Raw genomic sequence first — 16,029 nt, forward strand, 5'->3', positions numbered from 1 at the left:
CGCTAGTGTCGGCAGTCCACGGTGATGATCGACTTTGGAGGGCGCCGTGCGGCGCGTCATGATCCTGCTGACCTCGATCGCGGCCTTGGCCGCCGGTCTGGTCGTCGCCCGGCGGCGCTTCGTCATCGTCCATATCAGCGGGGCGAGCATGCTGCCGACCTACCGCACGGGCGACCGGGTGCTCGTCCGCAGGACCACGGGAGCGGGCGTGAGGCGCGGCCAGGTCGTGGTGTTACAGACGGCGCTGCCCGGAGGCGGGTGGCGTACCGGGCCGCTGCCGCGGCCGGGGGCGGCCATGTGGTTCATCAAGCGCGCGGTGGCCGTGCCTGGTGACCCGGTGCCCGCCCAGGTCATGGCCCGCGTGGAGGCGTCGCCGGGCGACACGGTCCCGGCGGGCCGGCTGGTCGTCCTCGGTGACGGGCCGGTCAGCGAGGACTCGCGGGCATGGGGTTACGTGCCCTTCGACCGCGTGCTCGGCGTCGTCGTCCGCCGGCTCGCCTCTTCCCGCGAATCCGGAAAGTTGGGGATGTCCGGCGAGCTCTCGGAGTCCGTCGGCTCGTAGCCCTGAGCCTGCAGGGTGAACAGCCTCGCGTACTCGCCTCCCAGCGCCATCAGCTCCGCGTGCGAGCCCTGCTCGGCGATCCGCCCTTCGGCGAGCACGACGATCACGTCCGCTTCCCGCACCGCGCCCAGCCGGTGCGAGATCAGCAGGCTGGTCCGCCCCGTACGGTGCCGGCGCAGGCTCTGATGGACGGCGTGCTCGGCCTGCGCGTCCAGGCCGGAGCTCGGCTCGTCGAGCACCAGCAGGTCCCGCCCCTCCCGCATCAGGGCGCGGGCCAGCGCGAGGCGCTGCCACTGCCCGCCGGACAGCACCACTCCGGCCTGGGGATCGTCCCTGTCTCCGAAGAAGATCCGGCTCAGCAGCGTGTCGTAGCCCTGCGGCAGCCCGGCGACCGTCTCGTGGACACCGGCCAGCCTGGCGGCGGCCTCGACCCGATCCCGGTCGTCGAGCGCCGAGACGTCGCCGAGCCCGATGTTCTCGGTCGCGGTCAGGTCGTACGACATGTAGTCCTGGAACACCGCGCCGATGCGGCCGCGCAACTCGGCGGGATCCATCTCCCGCAGGTCGACGCCGTCCCAGCGGATGGACCCGCGTACCGGGTCGTACAGCCTGCAGATCAGCTTGACGAGGGTGCTCTTGCCCGCGCCGTTCAGCCCGACCAGGGCGAGGGAGCCGCCGCGGGGGATGAAGAGGTCGACCCCGCGCAGCACCCACGGATGCGCGTCGTCGTACCGGAACCACACGCCGCGCACCTCGATGCCCGCGCGCAGCGAGGGGACCGGGCGCGGATGCCGTGGGATGGGCAGGTCCGGCGCGTCGGCCACGACGTCGAGGTAGTGCCCGAACATCAGCAGCGCGTTGTGCGCATCGGCCGACTGGCCCACGATCGACGTGAGCGCGGACTGCACCCCGGCGACGGCCGCGACGAACACGGCGACATCGCCGACGCTCAGCGCGCCCGACGCGGCACTGGTGATCGCCCAGAGCAGGCCGAGCGCGGCGACGGCCGCCCCGATCATCGACAGCGACCCCTGCGTACGCAGCGTCCTGCGGGCGAGCCCTTGCTCGGCGGCGTTGACCGCGCGCAGCTCGCCCAGCATCCTGGCGCGCAGGAAGTCGCCGAGGCCGAACAGCCGGATCTCTTTGGCCGCGTCGGGGCTGGTGAGGAGGTTGGCGAAGAAGATCTGCCGCCGGGTCCTCGAACTGACGCCCCACATCATGCCGGCGCGACGCCGGGACAGGTCGAGCTGGGCGCGGACGGAGGGGATCGCGGAGAGCGCCACGACGAGGATCATCCACGGAGCCAGTACGGCCAGCGCCGCGGTGAATCCGGCGAGGGTGACGGCTCCCTGGGCGATCCCCAGGGCGGAGCGGACGATCCGCTGCGGCGCGTTCTGGCCGGCCTCCTGCGCCAGCCGTACCCGGTCGTGGAAGGCCGGGTTCTCGAATCGGCTCAGCCCCGGGTGGGCGTTGACGGCCTGGAACAGCTGATCCTGGATCAGCACCTGGAGTGCGCGGCGCAGCTGTTCCTGGGTGTACTCCGCGACCGCGGGCAGGGTCGCGGCAGCCAGACCGGTCACGCCGAGCGCCACGCCCTGCGGCAGCAACTCGGCGGGGCCCGCCCCGGTAGCCAGGCCGTCGAGAACGAGCTTGGTCAGCCACGCGGTGACCACCGGGACCAGCCCCATGAGCAGCACGGTGATCCCGGATGCCAGTACGGCGGCCGGGTGCGCCCGCCAAGCCAGCGCCGCGGCCGCGCGAAACCGCCGTCGCCGGGTGACGCCGCCGTACCCGGCAGGAGAGGTCATCGGCGCGTGACCGCCGGCAGCCTGCCCGGGGCGGTGTCTGCCGCCACGATCACCGCGTCCCCGTCGACCAGGTAGAAGCTGGGGAACTGGGAGACCTGCAACGCCCTGCTCACCGGGCCGCCCATCGGCTCGAGCACGACGGTGGCCGAGGTCAGCTCGCGGGAGAACCGCCGGGCCTCGTCGGGGTCTCCCGTGACCACGGCCAGCACGCGTTCGGGACGGGTGTCGGCGAGGTAGGACGTGAACTCCGGCAGCCGCTCATGGCAGGACGCGCACTCGGTGGAGAACACCGCCACCACGGAGGGTCCCGAGAAGAACGCACGCGACACGGTCTGGCCGCCGACGGCGGTCGCGCTGAAATCGCCGATCGTCGTTCCTGGCTGCACCATCGAGGGGCGCGTCGGCCCCAGCTCCGCCAGTCGCAGCGTGTGTGCGCGCAGGCGGCGGATCACCGCCAGGGTCAGCACCAGATCCACCAGGCACAACAATCCGACGACGATGACGGCGGCGACGAGGTACGGCATGCGAGCTCCTTAGGGGTGGCGCGGCTGGGCGGCGAACAGGTCGGCGAGATCGTCGAAGAAGATCACGATGACGGCGAGGACGGCCCCGACCAGCACGCTCAGGGCGAGGCCCGCGGGATGCGAAGAGGTGTGCCCCGGCACGAGCGCGGCGGCGACGAGCGCGAGCAGCCCGGCGTTGCGGACGAGGTGGCGTCGGCCGAGCGGCGTTCCGGTGGCGCCGAAGCACCTGCACGGCGTCGTGGAGCCCGAACGCATCGCCCTGACGATGCCGGCGCAGAAACCCACCAGGACGGTGCCGGCCAGCATCAGGCCGGCCCGCACTGTCCCGGGGATCGCCAGCAGTACGACGACGCATCCTTCCGCAAGGACGATGGCGCCGCTCAGCGCCGTGGAGGCCCGCGGCCCCAAAGGGACCAGGCCGCGCACGGATACGCGAAAGCCCGCGAACGCGGACTTGCCGCGTATCTTTCCGAGCACCGCGACCAGGAAGACGACGCCTATCGCCACCCGGCAGGCCAGCGCGACGTACTGCATGGCTGTCACTGGGGATCGGAAGGACGCGTCAGCAGTAGTCGAAGCTGCTGCAGCTGACCGTGCCGTTGTGGTCGTGGTAGCAGCAGGTCCGGCAGAACTTGCCCTGGCAGCACCAGTCGGTCCAGCACGCGGCTGAGGCGTTCGCCGAGGGCAGGAGTTTGTCGAGGAGGCGGTCTCCCAGCTTGTTGAGTGCGCGGATCATGGCGACCTCCTTGCAGGGGGATCTTTACGCGCCCACAGTCACCCAGCAAGAGAACCTTGTTAATGGAGAGAATGGCCGACAATGCGGAAACACGTTCGACAGCTCATGATCTTGACACAGGGAGTGTTGTCCTTAAGGTCTACGTCACGGCCTCATCGGTGGGCGAGCAGGGCGGCCGCGCAGATCGCCAGGATGGCCGAGATCGGGAGGGCCTCGTGCGTGTGACGGCGGCCCTGAGGAGCTCTCCGTAGGCGCAATGGTATTGGGTTACCGCGATCGCTCCCGAGGATGGTGACCGACTGCGATCCGGACTACGGTCGAACGCATGATTCCCGACATCCACATCGTGTTCGACTGCGCCGATCCCGACCGGCTCGCTCGTTTCTGGATGGTGGCGCTACCGGGCTACGACTTCCCGAACGGCCCGCCGGACGGCTTTGCCACCTGGGAGGAGTGGGCGGACCAAAAACCGGGTGCATCTCGATGTGAAGGTCGGCAGCGGGCTACCCGAGCAGGAACGCCGGACACGGATCGAGAAGGTCGCGAACCGGTTGTCGGCCGCCGGCGGCTCGATCTGTCAGCGGATCGACAACGAGGAGGGCTTCTGGCTGGTCATGCAGGACCCCGAAGGCAACGAGTTCTGCGTTGACTGATCGGCTGCGCCACCCCCCCATGCGCGAATTCTCCGATCGAGCCGGCCATTCCGAAGCGCGGCGCCGGGCCGAGCAGGCGCTCATCAGCGTGGTGGCCACCAGTCACCCGAGACCGCAACCCTTGGGAGAAACGGCCGCGGTTCCTCGCGGGGCATCGTCAGTGGCAGGTCTTTCGATAGGCCAGTTCTGGGATGTGTTGTTGCCACTCGGCAGGGGACAGGCCGCCGTCCCGACGGCAGATCACGGCGGTGGCAGCGCCGGGATCAACGATGACCTCACGTAAGGCCCCGTCGGCGGATGAAATGAGGAGAGTCGTCCGGTTGAATGCCACGGCCGGCACGGAGTGGGTGTTGTAGCTGATCGGTGCGGCGATCCGCTGATATCCCCGCCAGTCCCATAGCTGGATGCCGAACTCGCCTTCGCCGGCGACGGTGGCGACTAACCCGCCCTGCCGGTAAGGGACAAGAGCGTCGATCGATGCCGTGTGCGCGGTCTGCGGCGGGGCCAGAGGCCTGCGCAACCCCCGGTCCCAGAACGTCAAACGCCCGTCGTCGTCACCGATCGCGGCCATGTTCTCGATGAAGAGAATCTCCCCTTCGGCGCGGGCGTCGGATGAGTGCCGGCGTATCTCTCCGGTAGCCGTATCGACCAGAATTCGCCCCCTGCTGGATCCGTCCACGAACAACCGGCGCCCGTCCGGCTCGAACATCAGAGCCCCAGATCCCGCACCGGAGACGGTGCGGATCCATCTCCGTGCTCTCACGTCCCACAGCTCCAGGTCGTCGAAGGCCAGGCCGTCGAGCGCCTCTACGTCATCCGTGGCCGCGCTGAGGGGGACGACCGCGGCGGTTCTGCCGTCGGGGGAGAAGGCCAAGGACAAGACTCCGACGGCCGCCTGTCTCCGGACGCGCAATGCGCCGATGTTGCGGCCGTTCGTGGCGTCCCACAAGGTCACCACGGGGGATGCGGGGTGGGTGAGCGCAAGCGTGCGCCCGTCGGGGCTGAATACCGGGGCGTACGCCGTCTCCGTACGGTGGTTATCGGGGAGATCGTCGACGGGCAGCGGGCCGCTCACGGGTTTCCGCGCTGCGACGTCCCAAAGGCGCACCTCCGGCCTGCCTTTTCGGCGATGCGCCGTCACCAGGAAGCGGCCGCCAGGGCTGAACAGCCGCTTTTCGCTTCCCGGAGCGAGCACCTCAGAGCGGGTATAGGGGGAGATGTCCAGGACGTTCACCGTGCCGGACTGGCCGATCACCCGGAGGACCCGGGCATCCGGCGAGATGCGGGGCTCGGCTCCCACAACGCCGGAGAAAACCGAGGGGCTCATCAGCAGCATGCCGTCGTCCACCCGCCACAGAAGCACCCACCCCCCACCCCGCGTCCCGGCCAGGAATCGGCCGTCGGGGCTGAATTCGACACGTTCCGCAGGCGGAAGCAGCGGGCTCAGGACCTCCTTGCCCGAGGAGATTTCCCACAGCCGGACACCGTCGTCGGTCGAGACGGCCAGGTGCTTCCCGTCTGGACTGAACACGCCGTCCGTGGCGGTTTCCGGTAGCCAGGAGGCCCGCAGCGGCCTGCGCTTCTCGAGGTCCCAAAGCTCCGCCCCTCGCCCCGAGCCGGCCCTGGTGCCCGGGGACGGCGGGGTGGTCGTCGATTCATTGGCTTTCGCCGGGATGACCAGGGCCAGCCGGCCGTCCGGGCTGATGGCACTGACCGGCTCGTCGAGTACGCGTTTCCGGTTCGCGATGCTCCAGGCTTCGTTCGTCCCATCGCGGACCCCGATGAGAAAGCGCCCGTCCGGGCTGAACTTCGTAGGGTCGAGGTGGGGGAATGCCACGCCGAGGTCCGTCAGGCCTCCCGCGCCGACGGCCCACAGCTGTGCGTTGGTCCCGTCGTTCACCGCCAGCGTACGGCCGTCAGGACTCCACACCACTTCGGAGGCCTGTTGCCCCGTCCATCTGGCGCTCGCGACCTCCTTCTTCGTGGCCAGGTCGAGCACGCGCAGTGCGCCCCGGTCAACCGCCGTACCGGGTGTGTAGACGGCCAGCCTGGTGCCATCCACGCTGAGCCCATGCACCGAGTCCGTAGCGCTGTACGGGGCGGTGACGACGTCCACCAGGGGCAGCGCCATTGAGTCGATCAGCTCGCTCTTGGCCTCGGGGACCTGGGCGATCCGCCAGGCCGCGGCGCTCAATCGGCGGGCCAGCTTCGGGTCGCTCATCCGCAGGGCGGCCGCGCGCCTGGCGGCCAGCTGGGCCGTCGCCTCCTTCAGCCGATCGTCGGCCAGGCCGGCCTGCCGGATGGCGACTCCCGCCGCGACCATGGAGGCGACCAGCAGGACGACCAGAACGGCCGAGACGGCGACCCGCCTGTGGGATGTGCGCCGGGCCAGTGCCGCGCTCGCGTCAATGAAGTTCCGTTCCAGAGGTGTGAGGTCGTCGCGGTTCCCCGGCTCGATGAACAGCTTGTCGGCGACGGCCAGGCGGGTGCCCCGGTAGAGGAGCCCGGCATCGTGGCCGTGTGCTTCCCATGCTTTGGCCGCCTCGGTCAACTGCCGATGTGCGCGCAGGCGATCGCGTCCTTCGTCCACCCAGCCACGCAGTCGCGGCCACGACTCGATCAAGGCCTCGTGCGCCAGCTCCACGGTGTCCTGGTGCAGCGTGAGCAGCCTGGCGCCGGCCAGCTGCTCGATGACCAGCGCGGTGTCGGCCTCCTCGTACGGGTCCAGCTCCGCCCGGGCGGCGGGACGGCGGGTGTCCTGGGCCTGCTCGCCTGGATTGATCAGCCGGAGCAGGATCCGCCGGGCGATGCTCGCCTGCGTGGGCGACAGGCCGGCATAGAGCTCCTCCGCGGTATGGCTGATCGCCCCGTGGACCCTGCCCACGCTCTCGTAGGCCTCCAAGGTCAGCATCTTGCCCGTACGGCGGCGCCAGACCTCCCGCAGCGCGTGCGACATCAGCGGAAGCGCCCCCGGCTCCTCGGCGACGTCGGCGACGATCTCGGCCGTCAGCGCCCGCTCCACGGTCAAGCCCTCGGCCATGGCCGGCCGGACGATCGCCTCCCTGAGCTCTTCCTGGTTCATCGGCCCCACGAGCAGGTTGGCCTCGCGCAGTGCTTCGGTGAGCTCGCGGTGCTCAGCGCATCGTCCGTAGAAGTCGGCGCGCACCGCTATGACCACCTTCATCCGGCTCTGCGGTTGCCGCGCGTTGAGCAGCAGGTCGATGAACTGCCCCCGCTCACGCTGGTCCTGGCAGAGCGTGAACACCTCCTCGAACTGGTCGACCACGATCAGCGTGTCGCCCTCATCCTCATCCTCACCTTCGCCCTCGCCCGGAAGGAGCAGCTCGGCATGCAGCATCGGGTGCTCCCCCGGAGCGAATATCCGGCTCTGCCCAAAGGACTCGCCCGAACGTGCCGCGGGCACCAGCCCGGCACGCAACAGCGACGACTTACCGCTGCCCGAAGGGCCGAACACCGCGGCGAAACGATGCCGTCGAAGTAACTCGTGCAATTCCTCGACAAGCCGATCCCGACCGAAGAAACGACCGGAATCGTGGGTGTCGTAGGGGGCCAGGCCCAGGTACGGCCCGGCGGCACCGTCATCGCCGGCCCTCTGGCGGGCCAATTCATGAGCGACCTGCTGCCAGCGGCGCTCCCATTCGCCGACGTCTCCCCCGCATGTTTCCACGAAAGCGAGGACGACGGGCAGCGAAGCCAGCCGCTCACCTGCCGCCGCCTGCGACAGCGTGGTGACCGAATAACCGGCGCGCTTGGCCATGGCCCGATAGGTGAGGCCGCCCGCTTCCTGGCGCAGCTTACGCAACTCGGAGGCAAAGCGTTGAACCGGTCCCGCTGCCGGATCCACCGGACTTTCACGACGGCCCACCACCGTTACGGGACTCCATTCACTAGACGACGAAGACGGTTCAGATGTGCTCGCTGATCACATCACCTGTTGACCCCGGCTCGCCGATCGCGCGCGTTGCAGCCCCTGAATGCCTGTGCGTGAGGTCGATCGGTGTCAGGAGCCGCCGCCACCGGCCGGGGAGGCGCGGAGAGGATTCATGCGCCGAGAAAAGCATTGTTTGCCCGCCTGATCGGGGGTGCCGAACAATCTTGTCGCCACGATCCTGGTGCCACAGGCCTCGTCGGGCAAGCGGTCACGGGGGTCCGCTTGCCGCCGAGAACTATCTCGTGATTCCGTCCCCGGTCGATCGACCATCTGCGAAAGGACATCCATGCGCACGAGCTTCAAGACCGCCGAATTCGGAGGACAGATGAATGACAGAGCAACGCGTCACTCGTGGTGTGGGGCGACAAGGCACAACGCCATGAGGCGCGGCATCTCTCTTTTGGGGCTCGTAACCGCCGCGACCGTGGCCTTCGCCACGGTGACCCCCGCACCCGCCGGGGCCACCGTATCCCGCGCGTGCGCGTACCGTGGCTGCTCCGGCATCTGGGGCACCGGCTCTGGCGAATGGATTGCTGACGGCGACAAGATGTTGATCTGCGATGGGTACGCCGATGGATATTCGGTCGTCGTCAGGACCGACATCGGTCGCACGTCCCAGCCGAACAAGTGGCACACGAGCGGCGCCGGAAAGTGCACTGAGCGTTCTTACGGCGATGTCGCTGAGGGTCAGAACGTCGCCTTCTACACCTGTCTGGGGAAGAAGAGCACCAACTACATCCTCCCGGGTTCGTGTGGCCAGGTCGGCCACGGCACCACCTGACTGGTCGTTCATTCTGCCCAGGCCGGGCGGACGACACCCGAGTCGCGGGGCCGAGGGCGCCTCCCGCGGTAGCGCCGGACTCGACACCGGCTTTGGCGGGCGTGGGGGGAAGGCCCTGCGCGCCGGCGATGCCATCTCCCTCGACCGGGCCGATGGCAATAGACCGTGGCCGGCGGAGCCTGCAGCACCACCACTTACGCCGTCAACTGGCTAGAAGGCCGGCAGTCCGCGCCTGCGTCAATGCCGGCAACAGGTGGCGCTGCACCCATTGGTTCCGATCCCTGCCCCGGCCGCCCGGCGAGACGCCCGAGGCCACGAGATCACCAGCGCAGTGTGCGTGCGCCCAAACCGTCCAAGCGCCCCCCACCGCGACTGAAGGGCCGTCATGGGCCTCCAGTCCGCGACGGCCTTTCAGGAAAGAGCGGAACCGCAGCGGTCGCCGCCCGATGCCGATGGAGAGATGAGCTGTGGTGAGAGTCCCGGACGAGGGCGACGAGAGCAGGCGGGCTCGGTTGCTCATGGAACGGGTGGATCTCGGGGAGTTGGACCGCGCGGCCGACGCCCTGAGCGCCGAGCAAGAGGCCATCGCCATCTACCGACGGCTGGCCGCGGCCTCCCCCGAGCTCTACCTGCCTGAGCTCGCCACCTGCCTGACCAGTCTCGGCGTGACCCTCTCCGAGCTCGATCGGCACCGCGAAGCGTTGAACGCCGACCAGGAAGCAGTCTCTGTCTACCGACGGCTGGCCGCGGCCTCCCCCGGCCGTTACCTGGCCGACCTCGCCGATGCCCTCATCAACCTCGGGACGACTCTGGCGGAGCTGGACCGGCCGGCCGACGCCCTGAGCGCCGAGCGAGAAGCCATCGCCATCTACCGGCGGCTGGCCGCGGACTCCCCCAGCCGTTACCTGGCCGACCTCGCAGAGGTGCTCGTCGACCTCGGCGTGACCCTGACCGGACGCGGCCAAACGGCCGAAGCGCTGCCCCTGGCGGAAGAGGCCGTCGCCATTTGCCGGGAGCTGGCCGCGGCCTCCCCTGAGCGGCACCGCGCCGGTCTCGCCCATTCCCTGTCCGGCCTCGGCGTCGTCGTCTCGGCGCTCGGCCGCGACGAGGAAGCACGCCGATCAGGGCCGGCGCCTCGGCCGACTGCCGGCGATGGCCCTTGAGCAGATCCGGCACGCCCGCGACCTGCTCACCCGACCCCAGAACACTGTCTCCCTCCCCGACGCGGGCAGATAGGACGGAACATATGCGTACAGCGATCACACTTCTGGCCGGCGTCGCGCTGGCCGGTGGCCTGCTGGCGGTTCCCGCCCAGACGGCCAGCGGGTCCAGTGGATCCGTCGTCGAACTCAAGAACGTCGCCACCGGCATGTGCCTGGCGATCGGCCGCGGCGAAGCGCGCAAGGGCAAATCCGCCATCCAGTGGCCGTGCAAGAAGGCAGGCAGCGAGCAGGCTTGGCAGATCACCCAGGTCGGCTAGGGCTGGGGCGGTTCGACGACGCGCTTGCCACCCTGGACGAGGCGATAGCGACAGCTCGAGCGAACGGCCTGCGTGACTCCCAGGCGATCGCTCTCAACGGCCGGGCTGGGGTGCTGTTCAGCATGGGCCGGCTGGACGACGCGATCGACGCGGGCCGAAGAAGCCTGGAGATCTGGGCGGAGTTCGACAATCCCCATGGTGAGGGAGGGGCGACCGACACGCTGGCCGATGCCTGCCGGCGCGCCGGCAGGCTCGCCGAGGCCGAGGCCGGATACCGGAGGGCGATCTACCTCCACCACAAGGCCGGTCACCGCGCGGTGGAGGCCGTTTGCCTGTGGGGGCTCGGCGACACCCTTCAGGATCTTGGACGGCAGGAAGAGGCACGGAAGTGCTGGCACCAGTCAGCTCGGATTCTGCGTGATGTCCATCTCCTCACCGAGGAGGAACTGGAGGTCCTGCTCGGCCAGGACCTCCCTCAGCGTCCCGACCCCGTCAAGCACTTCTAGCGCGGGAGCGCGTTGATCACATCGGTGATCGCCCTGTAGGCGACCTGCTCGGAGAGGAACCCTAAGGAGCGGCAGTATGTGTGCGGTATGCCGACGATCGATCCACCTTGCAAGCCGGACGAGGGATGAACCGCCCTGGTGGCCCCGCGCCCTGACCGCTTCCGCTTCGGGCGGGTCGGCCTTGTCGCCGTCTGGCCGGAAATCCTGCCCCGGCGAGGTGTCCAACCGTGGGTACGGTATGCCGCGGGTATATCGGCCCCATGTCCACGGCACGACCGCATTGACAGCTGAGCCGACGGCTGGCGGAATGGGCGTCCGCATATTGGAAGGAAGCCCGTGCGTCTCGCTCGTCCTCTTGCCGCCGCCGTGCTCGTGGTCGCCGCCTTATCCGCGCCGCAACCTGCACAGGCGGCCGTGTTCAAGCATCCTGGTGTCCTGGTCAGCCGTGCTCAGCTCGACTTCGTCAGAGCCAACCTCGGCAACGAGCCGTGGAAGTCTGCTTGGAACGCCCTGCAGAACAGTTCCTATGCCTCGCTGTCCTATACGGCCAAGCCCCGCGCCGAGGTGAATTGCGGCCCGTCGTCGAAACCCGACAACGGCTGCTCGGACGAACGCAAGGACGCCATGGCGGCCTACACGCACGCCCTGCGGTGGTACCTCACCAAGGACTCCCGCTATGCCAAGAAGGCGATCCAGATCATGGACGCCTGGTCCGCCGTGATCACCAAACACACCGGGGACAACGCGCCGCTGCAGACCGGCTGGGCGGGCGCCAACTTCTCCCGCGCCGCCGAACTCATCAAGCACACCTACACCGGCTGGACCCAGGCCGGCCGGTTCGCCGGCAAACTGCGCACCGTGTACCTGCCGACCGTGATCGCCGGAAGGCCCAACAACAACGGCAACTGGGAACTGATCATGACGGATGCCGCCATCGGCATCGCCGTGCACCTCGACGACCGTGCCTCCTTCGACCGGGCGATCAAGACCTGGCGCGGCAGGCTGCCCGCCTACATCTACCTCAAGACGGACGGCTCATACCCCAAGGCGCCGCCGAACAGCAAGTACGACACCAAAGCCGATATCATCGACTACTGGCACGGGCAGACCACGTTCGTGGACGGGCTGACCCAGGAGACCTGCCGTGACTTCTGGCACACCGGATGGGGTCTCGCCGCCATCTCCCACGTCGCAGAAACGGCCCGCCACCAGGGCGTGGACCTGTACGCCACAGCCAAGCACCGGCTGCGATTCGCGATGGACTTCCACGCTCGCCTGCAGCTGGGCGGGACGGTGCCGTCGTGGCTGTGCGGCGGAAAGGTCACCAAGGACCTCGGGGAGCACTTCGAGGTCGGCTACAACGCGCTGCACCACCGTCTCGGATACGACATTCCCTACGCCACGCGATGGGTCGAGCAGAACCGTCCCGTCGGGGTGTCCCACTTCCTGGGCTGGGAGACCCTCACCCACGCCCAGAACCCGCACTACGCCGGGATTGGCGCATCGGCCACGCCGGACTTCAACGCCGACGGCGTGGGCGACCTCTTCTCAGCCGCCACCGGAACGCTGACCGTCTGGAACGGCAAGGGCGGCAACCAGTTCGGCCCTGCCATAGCGATCGAGCCCGGCTTCACGGCCTTCACCCGGCCGATCGCCGGCGACTTCAACGGCGACGGGATCAGCGACCTGGCAGCGGTCAAGAAGGACAACAACACGCTGCATGTCTGGAACGGCAAGGGCGCCAACAACTTCACCAGTGCCATCGAGCTAGGGCCCGGCTGGAAACCGTACGAGGGCACGCTGATGTCGTTGGGCGACGTCAACGAGGACGGCAAGACCGACATAGGCGCCGTGCACAGCGAGACCGGGACACTGACCGTCTGGAACGGCAAGAGCGGCAACCAGTTCGGCCCGGCCGACCCGATCGGCCCCGGCTGGGCCGCCTTCACCCGGCCGATCGCCGGCGACTTCAACGGCGACGGGATCAGCGACCTGGCAGCGGTCAAGAAGGACAACAACACGCTGCATGTCTGGAACGGCAAGGGCGCCAACAACTTCACCAGTGCCATCGAGCTAGGGCCCGGCTGGAAACCGTACGAGGGCACGCTGATGTCGTTGGGCGACGTCAACGAGGACGGCAAGACCGACATAGGCGCCGTGCACAGCGAGACCGGGACACTGACCGTCTGGAACGGCAAGGGCGGCAACCAGTTCGGCCCGGCCGACCCGATCGGCCCCGGCTGGGCACCGTACTTCTGAGAGATTCCGGCCCGGATGAGGAGCACAGCGAGCCGCCATCGAGCGACTCCACGACTTCCAGAATTGGTTCGTCACTGGACGGGTCCCTTTGCGTGGACACCTATACCTGGCCCGATCTCCAGATGAGACGCCCGCGGGGCATTCCGGCTCCGGGGTGATCGTCGCGCTGGGCGGCCCCGGGTTCCTCCATGCAGGCCATGGCGGCGAGGAAGGTCGGGGCCCCGATATCGGCGCGAACACCTGACCAGCCTCTCAGGGCAGCGCGACGAATCGTGATCCTACGCCGCCAAGCAGGCTGGGAGTTCTATGAGCCGGGCCTTGCAGCGGTGTCTGCTGGGCGATGGGCGAGGAGGTTGTCACGTTCGATCGCGACCGAACTGTTCGCCTGGCCCGGGGTGGCCGGCCCGCACCGCGCTGTGGGGCTGTCTGTGCCAGGGTCGATCACGACGTATGCGTTCTTGGCTGTGACCAGGTAGTGATGGAACGCGCGACGGGGTAGCCGTGATGCGCACAGGTTCGGGCACGTGATGGGCGGCCTGCTCGCGGGCATAGAGGCGGATCAGATCGTGCATCCGGTAGCGGCCGGGCCCGGCGGATTCGACGAGGCGGGCGTCCAGGAGATGGTTGAGCGCGGCTTCCGCGCGGTCTTCCGGCCAGTCGGTGAGTGCGGACACGACAGCCGCCGTGTGGGTGGGGGTTTCCAGGAGGCCGAGCAAGAAGAATGCGTGGGCGGCGTCGTGGCCTGCTGGATCTCTTGGAAGGTGCTGGAGGCCGGCCGCGATGCTGTCCCGAATCGACAGGTCTGCGTGTTCGAGAGCATCGAGGCGGCGGCCGGGGTTGGCGAGCTGATCGGCCAGATGGGACAGCGTGCGATCGGGGCGAGCAGTCAGGCGTGCCGCCGAGATGCGGAGCGCGAGGGGAAGGCCGCTACATTGCCGTACGATCTGGCGTGCCGCTTCCGGCTCGGCACGAACTCGGCCGGGATCCGCGAGGCGGGCGAACAGCGCGGCCGCTTCGGCGTGGTCGAGCCCAGTCAGGTGCAGATGGTTCCGTATATCGAGTGAGGCCATGATCTGGCGGCTGGTGATGATGACCGCGCACGCGGGCCCGGCGGGAATGAGAGGCCGGACCTGGCTTGCGTCGAACGCGTCGTCGAGGATGACCAGCAGGTTGCGCGTCGAGGTAAACGAGCGGTACTGGGCGGCGGCCTCGTCCAGGGTGGGCGGTATGGTGGCGGCGTCGAGCCCGAGCGAGCGCAGCAGCCGGCTCAGAGCCTCGAACGGCGGCAGCGGCTGGAGCCCGACGGTGGTGCCGCGCAGATCGACGTAGAGAACGCCGTCAGCGAAGTGATCGGCGATGGCGTGCGCGGCGTGGACGGCCAGCGCGGATTTGCCGATCCCACCGGGGCCATGTATCGCGGCGACGGCTGGCGATCCGCGCACAGTGTCGGTGAGCGTCTTGTACAGCCAGGCCATTTCGGTGGCGCGCGCGGTGAACGTCCGGATGTCGGCGGGGAGTTCGGCCGGGATGACCGGCTTGGTGAGCGTGGTTCGCTGCGCCGGGGAGGTGAGGTCGAGTGCGGGATCGCGCCGGAGCACCGCCTGCTGCAGCCGCCGCAATGTCGCTCCTGGTTCGATGCCCAGCTCATCGACCATGACGCGGCGAGTCTCCTGGTACACCGCGAGGGCTTCGGACGATCGGGCGGCCCGGTACAGCGCCAGCATCAGCTGGGCGCGAGGGCGTTCCCGCAGCGGGTGGGCCGCGGCATGGGCCGTGAGCGCCGGCACCACCGCGTGATGATCACCGGCCGCCAGGCGGAGGTCGATATGGTCTTCCAGTGCGGTCAGGTGCTCCTCTTCCAGGCGGGCGGACTCAACCTGGGCCCATGAGGCGGTCATGTCGGCCAGCGCGTTACCCCGCCACAGAGCCAGAGCCCGCTGGAACAGTGCGTCCGCCCTCGCGATCTCGCCCTGGGCCCGCGCGGCACGTGCCTGGTGGGCCAGGAACGTGAACAGATGGGCGTCGATGCGCTCACACGCGAGATTCAGCTGGTACCCGCCGGAGACGGTCGCGATGATGTCGTCGTCTTGGTGCGGTGAGAGTACGCCGCGAAGCTTCGACACCACGATGTGCAATTGTTTGCCTGGCGTCGTCGCTGTGCTCTGGCCCCATACTTGGGTAAGGAGTTCCTCCGCGGGGACCGGCTGCCCAGCGCTCAATGCCAGCCTGGCCAGGACCCCGACCCGCCGTTCACCGACCACCTTCACCGGCTCGCCGTTCGCCGTGACCTCCCACGGCCCCAGAAATTTGATCTCCAGTCCCATCAGGGCTCTCCCTGTCCTCTTGGATAGCCGATGTGAAGGGAAGGAGATATCCGCTGGTAAGCGCAGGAAGCCGGCCCGCCCCGTGCCGACGGTTCTTCTGCCCGGCGACTCGACGCAGCGCGCGAACGCCTCAAGCGCCACGATCCCCGACCCCGACGATCGTGCCGTCCACAGCGGCTGGAAGGACGGCCCGGCGGAACAGCGTCATCGCCCGGCGGCGGCGCGGTCTCTCACCGACGTCGCCTCCAACCCCGTCGAGGTACCGGTGCATGTCTCCGCGTTCGACATCGGCCAGAACTAGTCGATCACTTCACACACGAATCCTCACCTGTGCGAGCAATCGTGAACGTGCCCGTCGCGAAGATCAACGGCAAGGCAGAAACCTTCCCCAGTACTTCCGCGTCCATCCCCGCTGCCCCTTCGCAGAGAGGTATTCGCGCGGCT

14 protein-coding genes are annotated in these 16,029 nt (G+C 68.7%); 8 read left to right on the plus strand and 6 right to left on the minus strand.

Annotated features, from left to right (window positions below):
- The first annotated feature begins 46 nt into the window (after positions 1–46).
- Positions 47–562 (plus strand): S26 family signal peptidase, encoded by a 516-nt coding sequence (locus ID574_RS53135; protein WP_223168020.1) that lies wholly within the window; start codon positions 47–49, stop codon positions 560–562.
- Here ID574_RS53135 and ID574_RS53140 read toward each other — a convergent pair.
- The 4 genes from ID574_RS53140 to ID574_RS53155 are packed head-to-tail and all read right to left on the minus strand — an operon-like array spanning position 451 to position 3,630.
- Positions 451–2,370, minus strand: coding sequence for an ABC transporter ATP-binding protein (locus tag ID574_RS53140; RefSeq protein ID WP_188196738.1), 1,920 nt, complete (start codon positions 2,368–2,370; stop codon positions 451–453). The genes ID574_RS53135 and ID574_RS53140 overlap by 112 nt on opposite strands.
- A complete protein-coding gene (locus tag ID574_RS53145; RefSeq protein WP_188196739.1) occupies positions 2,367–2,894 on the minus strand; it encodes a TlpA disulfide reductase family protein in 528 nt (175 codons plus the stop codon). The genes ID574_RS53140 and ID574_RS53145 overlap by 4 nt, the downstream gene beginning before the upstream one ends.
- Before the next feature lie 9 nt (positions 2,895–2,903).
- Complete coding sequence (locus tag ID574_RS53150; protein ID WP_188196740.1) at positions 2,904–3,428, minus strand: MauE/DoxX family redox-associated membrane protein; 525 nt, start codon at positions 3,426–3,428, stop codon at positions 2,904–2,906.
- A 28-nt stretch (positions 3,429–3,456) separates the two neighbouring features.
- Entirely contained in the window at positions 3,457–3,630 is a 174-nt protein-coding gene (locus tag ID574_RS53155) for a hypothetical protein (RefSeq protein ID WP_188196741.1), read from the minus strand.
- Positions 3,631–4,103: 473 nt separating this feature from the next.
- Here ID574_RS53155 and ID574_RS53160 point away from each other — a divergent pair, with 473 nt between their 5' ends.
- On the plus strand, positions 4,104–4,283 hold the full coding sequence (locus ID574_RS53160) for a VOC family protein (RefSeq protein WP_262496168.1): 180 nt from the start codon (positions 4,104–4,106) through the stop codon (positions 4,281–4,283).
- A 157-nt stretch (positions 4,284–4,440) separates the two neighbouring features.
- On the opposite strand, the gene ID574_RS53165 is transcribed toward ID574_RS53160, so the two are convergent.
- Positions 4,441–8,172 carry an nSTAND1 domain-containing NTPase gene (locus tag ID574_RS53165; RefSeq protein WP_336245647.1) on the minus strand — a complete coding sequence of 1,244 codons (3,732 nt, stop codon included), beginning with the start codon at positions 8,170–8,172 and terminating at the stop codon, positions 4,441–4,443.
- A gap of 349 nt (positions 8,173–8,521) precedes the next feature.
- On the opposite strand from ID574_RS53165, the gene ID574_RS53170 reads away from it, so the two are divergent.
- The 5 genes from ID574_RS53170 to ID574_RS61155 all read left to right on the plus strand — a co-directional run bounded on the left by ID574_RS53170 (position 8,522) and on the right by ID574_RS61155 (position 13,261).
- On the plus strand, positions 8,522–9,016 hold the full coding sequence (locus ID574_RS53170; RefSeq protein ID WP_188196743.1) for a hypothetical protein: 495 nt from the start codon (positions 8,522–8,524) through the stop codon (positions 9,014–9,016).
- Positions 9,017–9,483: 467 nt separating this feature from the next.
- Entirely contained in the window at positions 9,484–10,179 is a 696-nt protein-coding gene (locus ID574_RS53175; RefSeq protein WP_188196744.1) for a tetratricopeptide repeat protein, read from the plus strand.
- 83 nt (positions 10,180–10,262) lie between these two features.
- Positions 10,263–10,496: an RICIN domain-containing protein gene (locus ID574_RS53180; protein ID WP_188196745.1), complete on the plus strand. Its 234-nt coding sequence runs from the start codon at positions 10,263–10,265 to the stop codon at positions 10,494–10,496.
- A complete protein-coding gene (locus tag ID574_RS53185) occupies positions 10,472–11,002 on the plus strand; it encodes a tetratricopeptide repeat protein (RefSeq protein WP_188196746.1) in 531 nt (176 codons plus the stop codon). Before ID574_RS53180 ends, ID574_RS53185 begins: the two co-directional genes overlap by 25 nt.
- A 336-nt stretch (positions 11,003–11,338) precedes the next feature.
- Positions 11,339–13,261, plus strand: coding sequence for an FG-GAP-like repeat-containing protein (locus tag ID574_RS61155; RefSeq protein WP_223168023.1), 1,923 nt, complete (start codon positions 11,339–11,341; stop codon positions 13,259–13,261).
- A gap of 356 nt (positions 13,262–13,617) precedes the next feature.
- On the opposite strand, the gene ID574_RS53195 is transcribed toward ID574_RS61155, so the two are convergent.
- Entirely contained in the window at positions 13,618–15,585 is a 1,968-nt protein-coding gene (locus ID574_RS53195) for an AfsR/SARP family transcriptional regulator (RefSeq protein WP_188196747.1), read from the minus strand.
- 82 nt (positions 15,586–15,667) lie between these two features.
- Between ID574_RS53195 and ID574_RS53200 the strand changes: the two genes are divergently transcribed.
- Positions 15,668–15,886: a hypothetical protein gene (locus ID574_RS53200; RefSeq protein WP_188196748.1), complete on the plus strand. Its 219-nt coding sequence runs from the start codon at positions 15,668–15,670 to the stop codon at positions 15,884–15,886.
- The last annotated feature ends 143 nt before the right edge of the window (positions 15,887–16,029 follow it).

The organism is Nonomuraea sp. SYSU D8015, from assembly GCF_008065375.1.
Taxonomy (GTDB): Bacteria; Actinomycetota; Actinomycetes; order Streptosporangiales; family Streptosporangiaceae; genus Nonomuraea.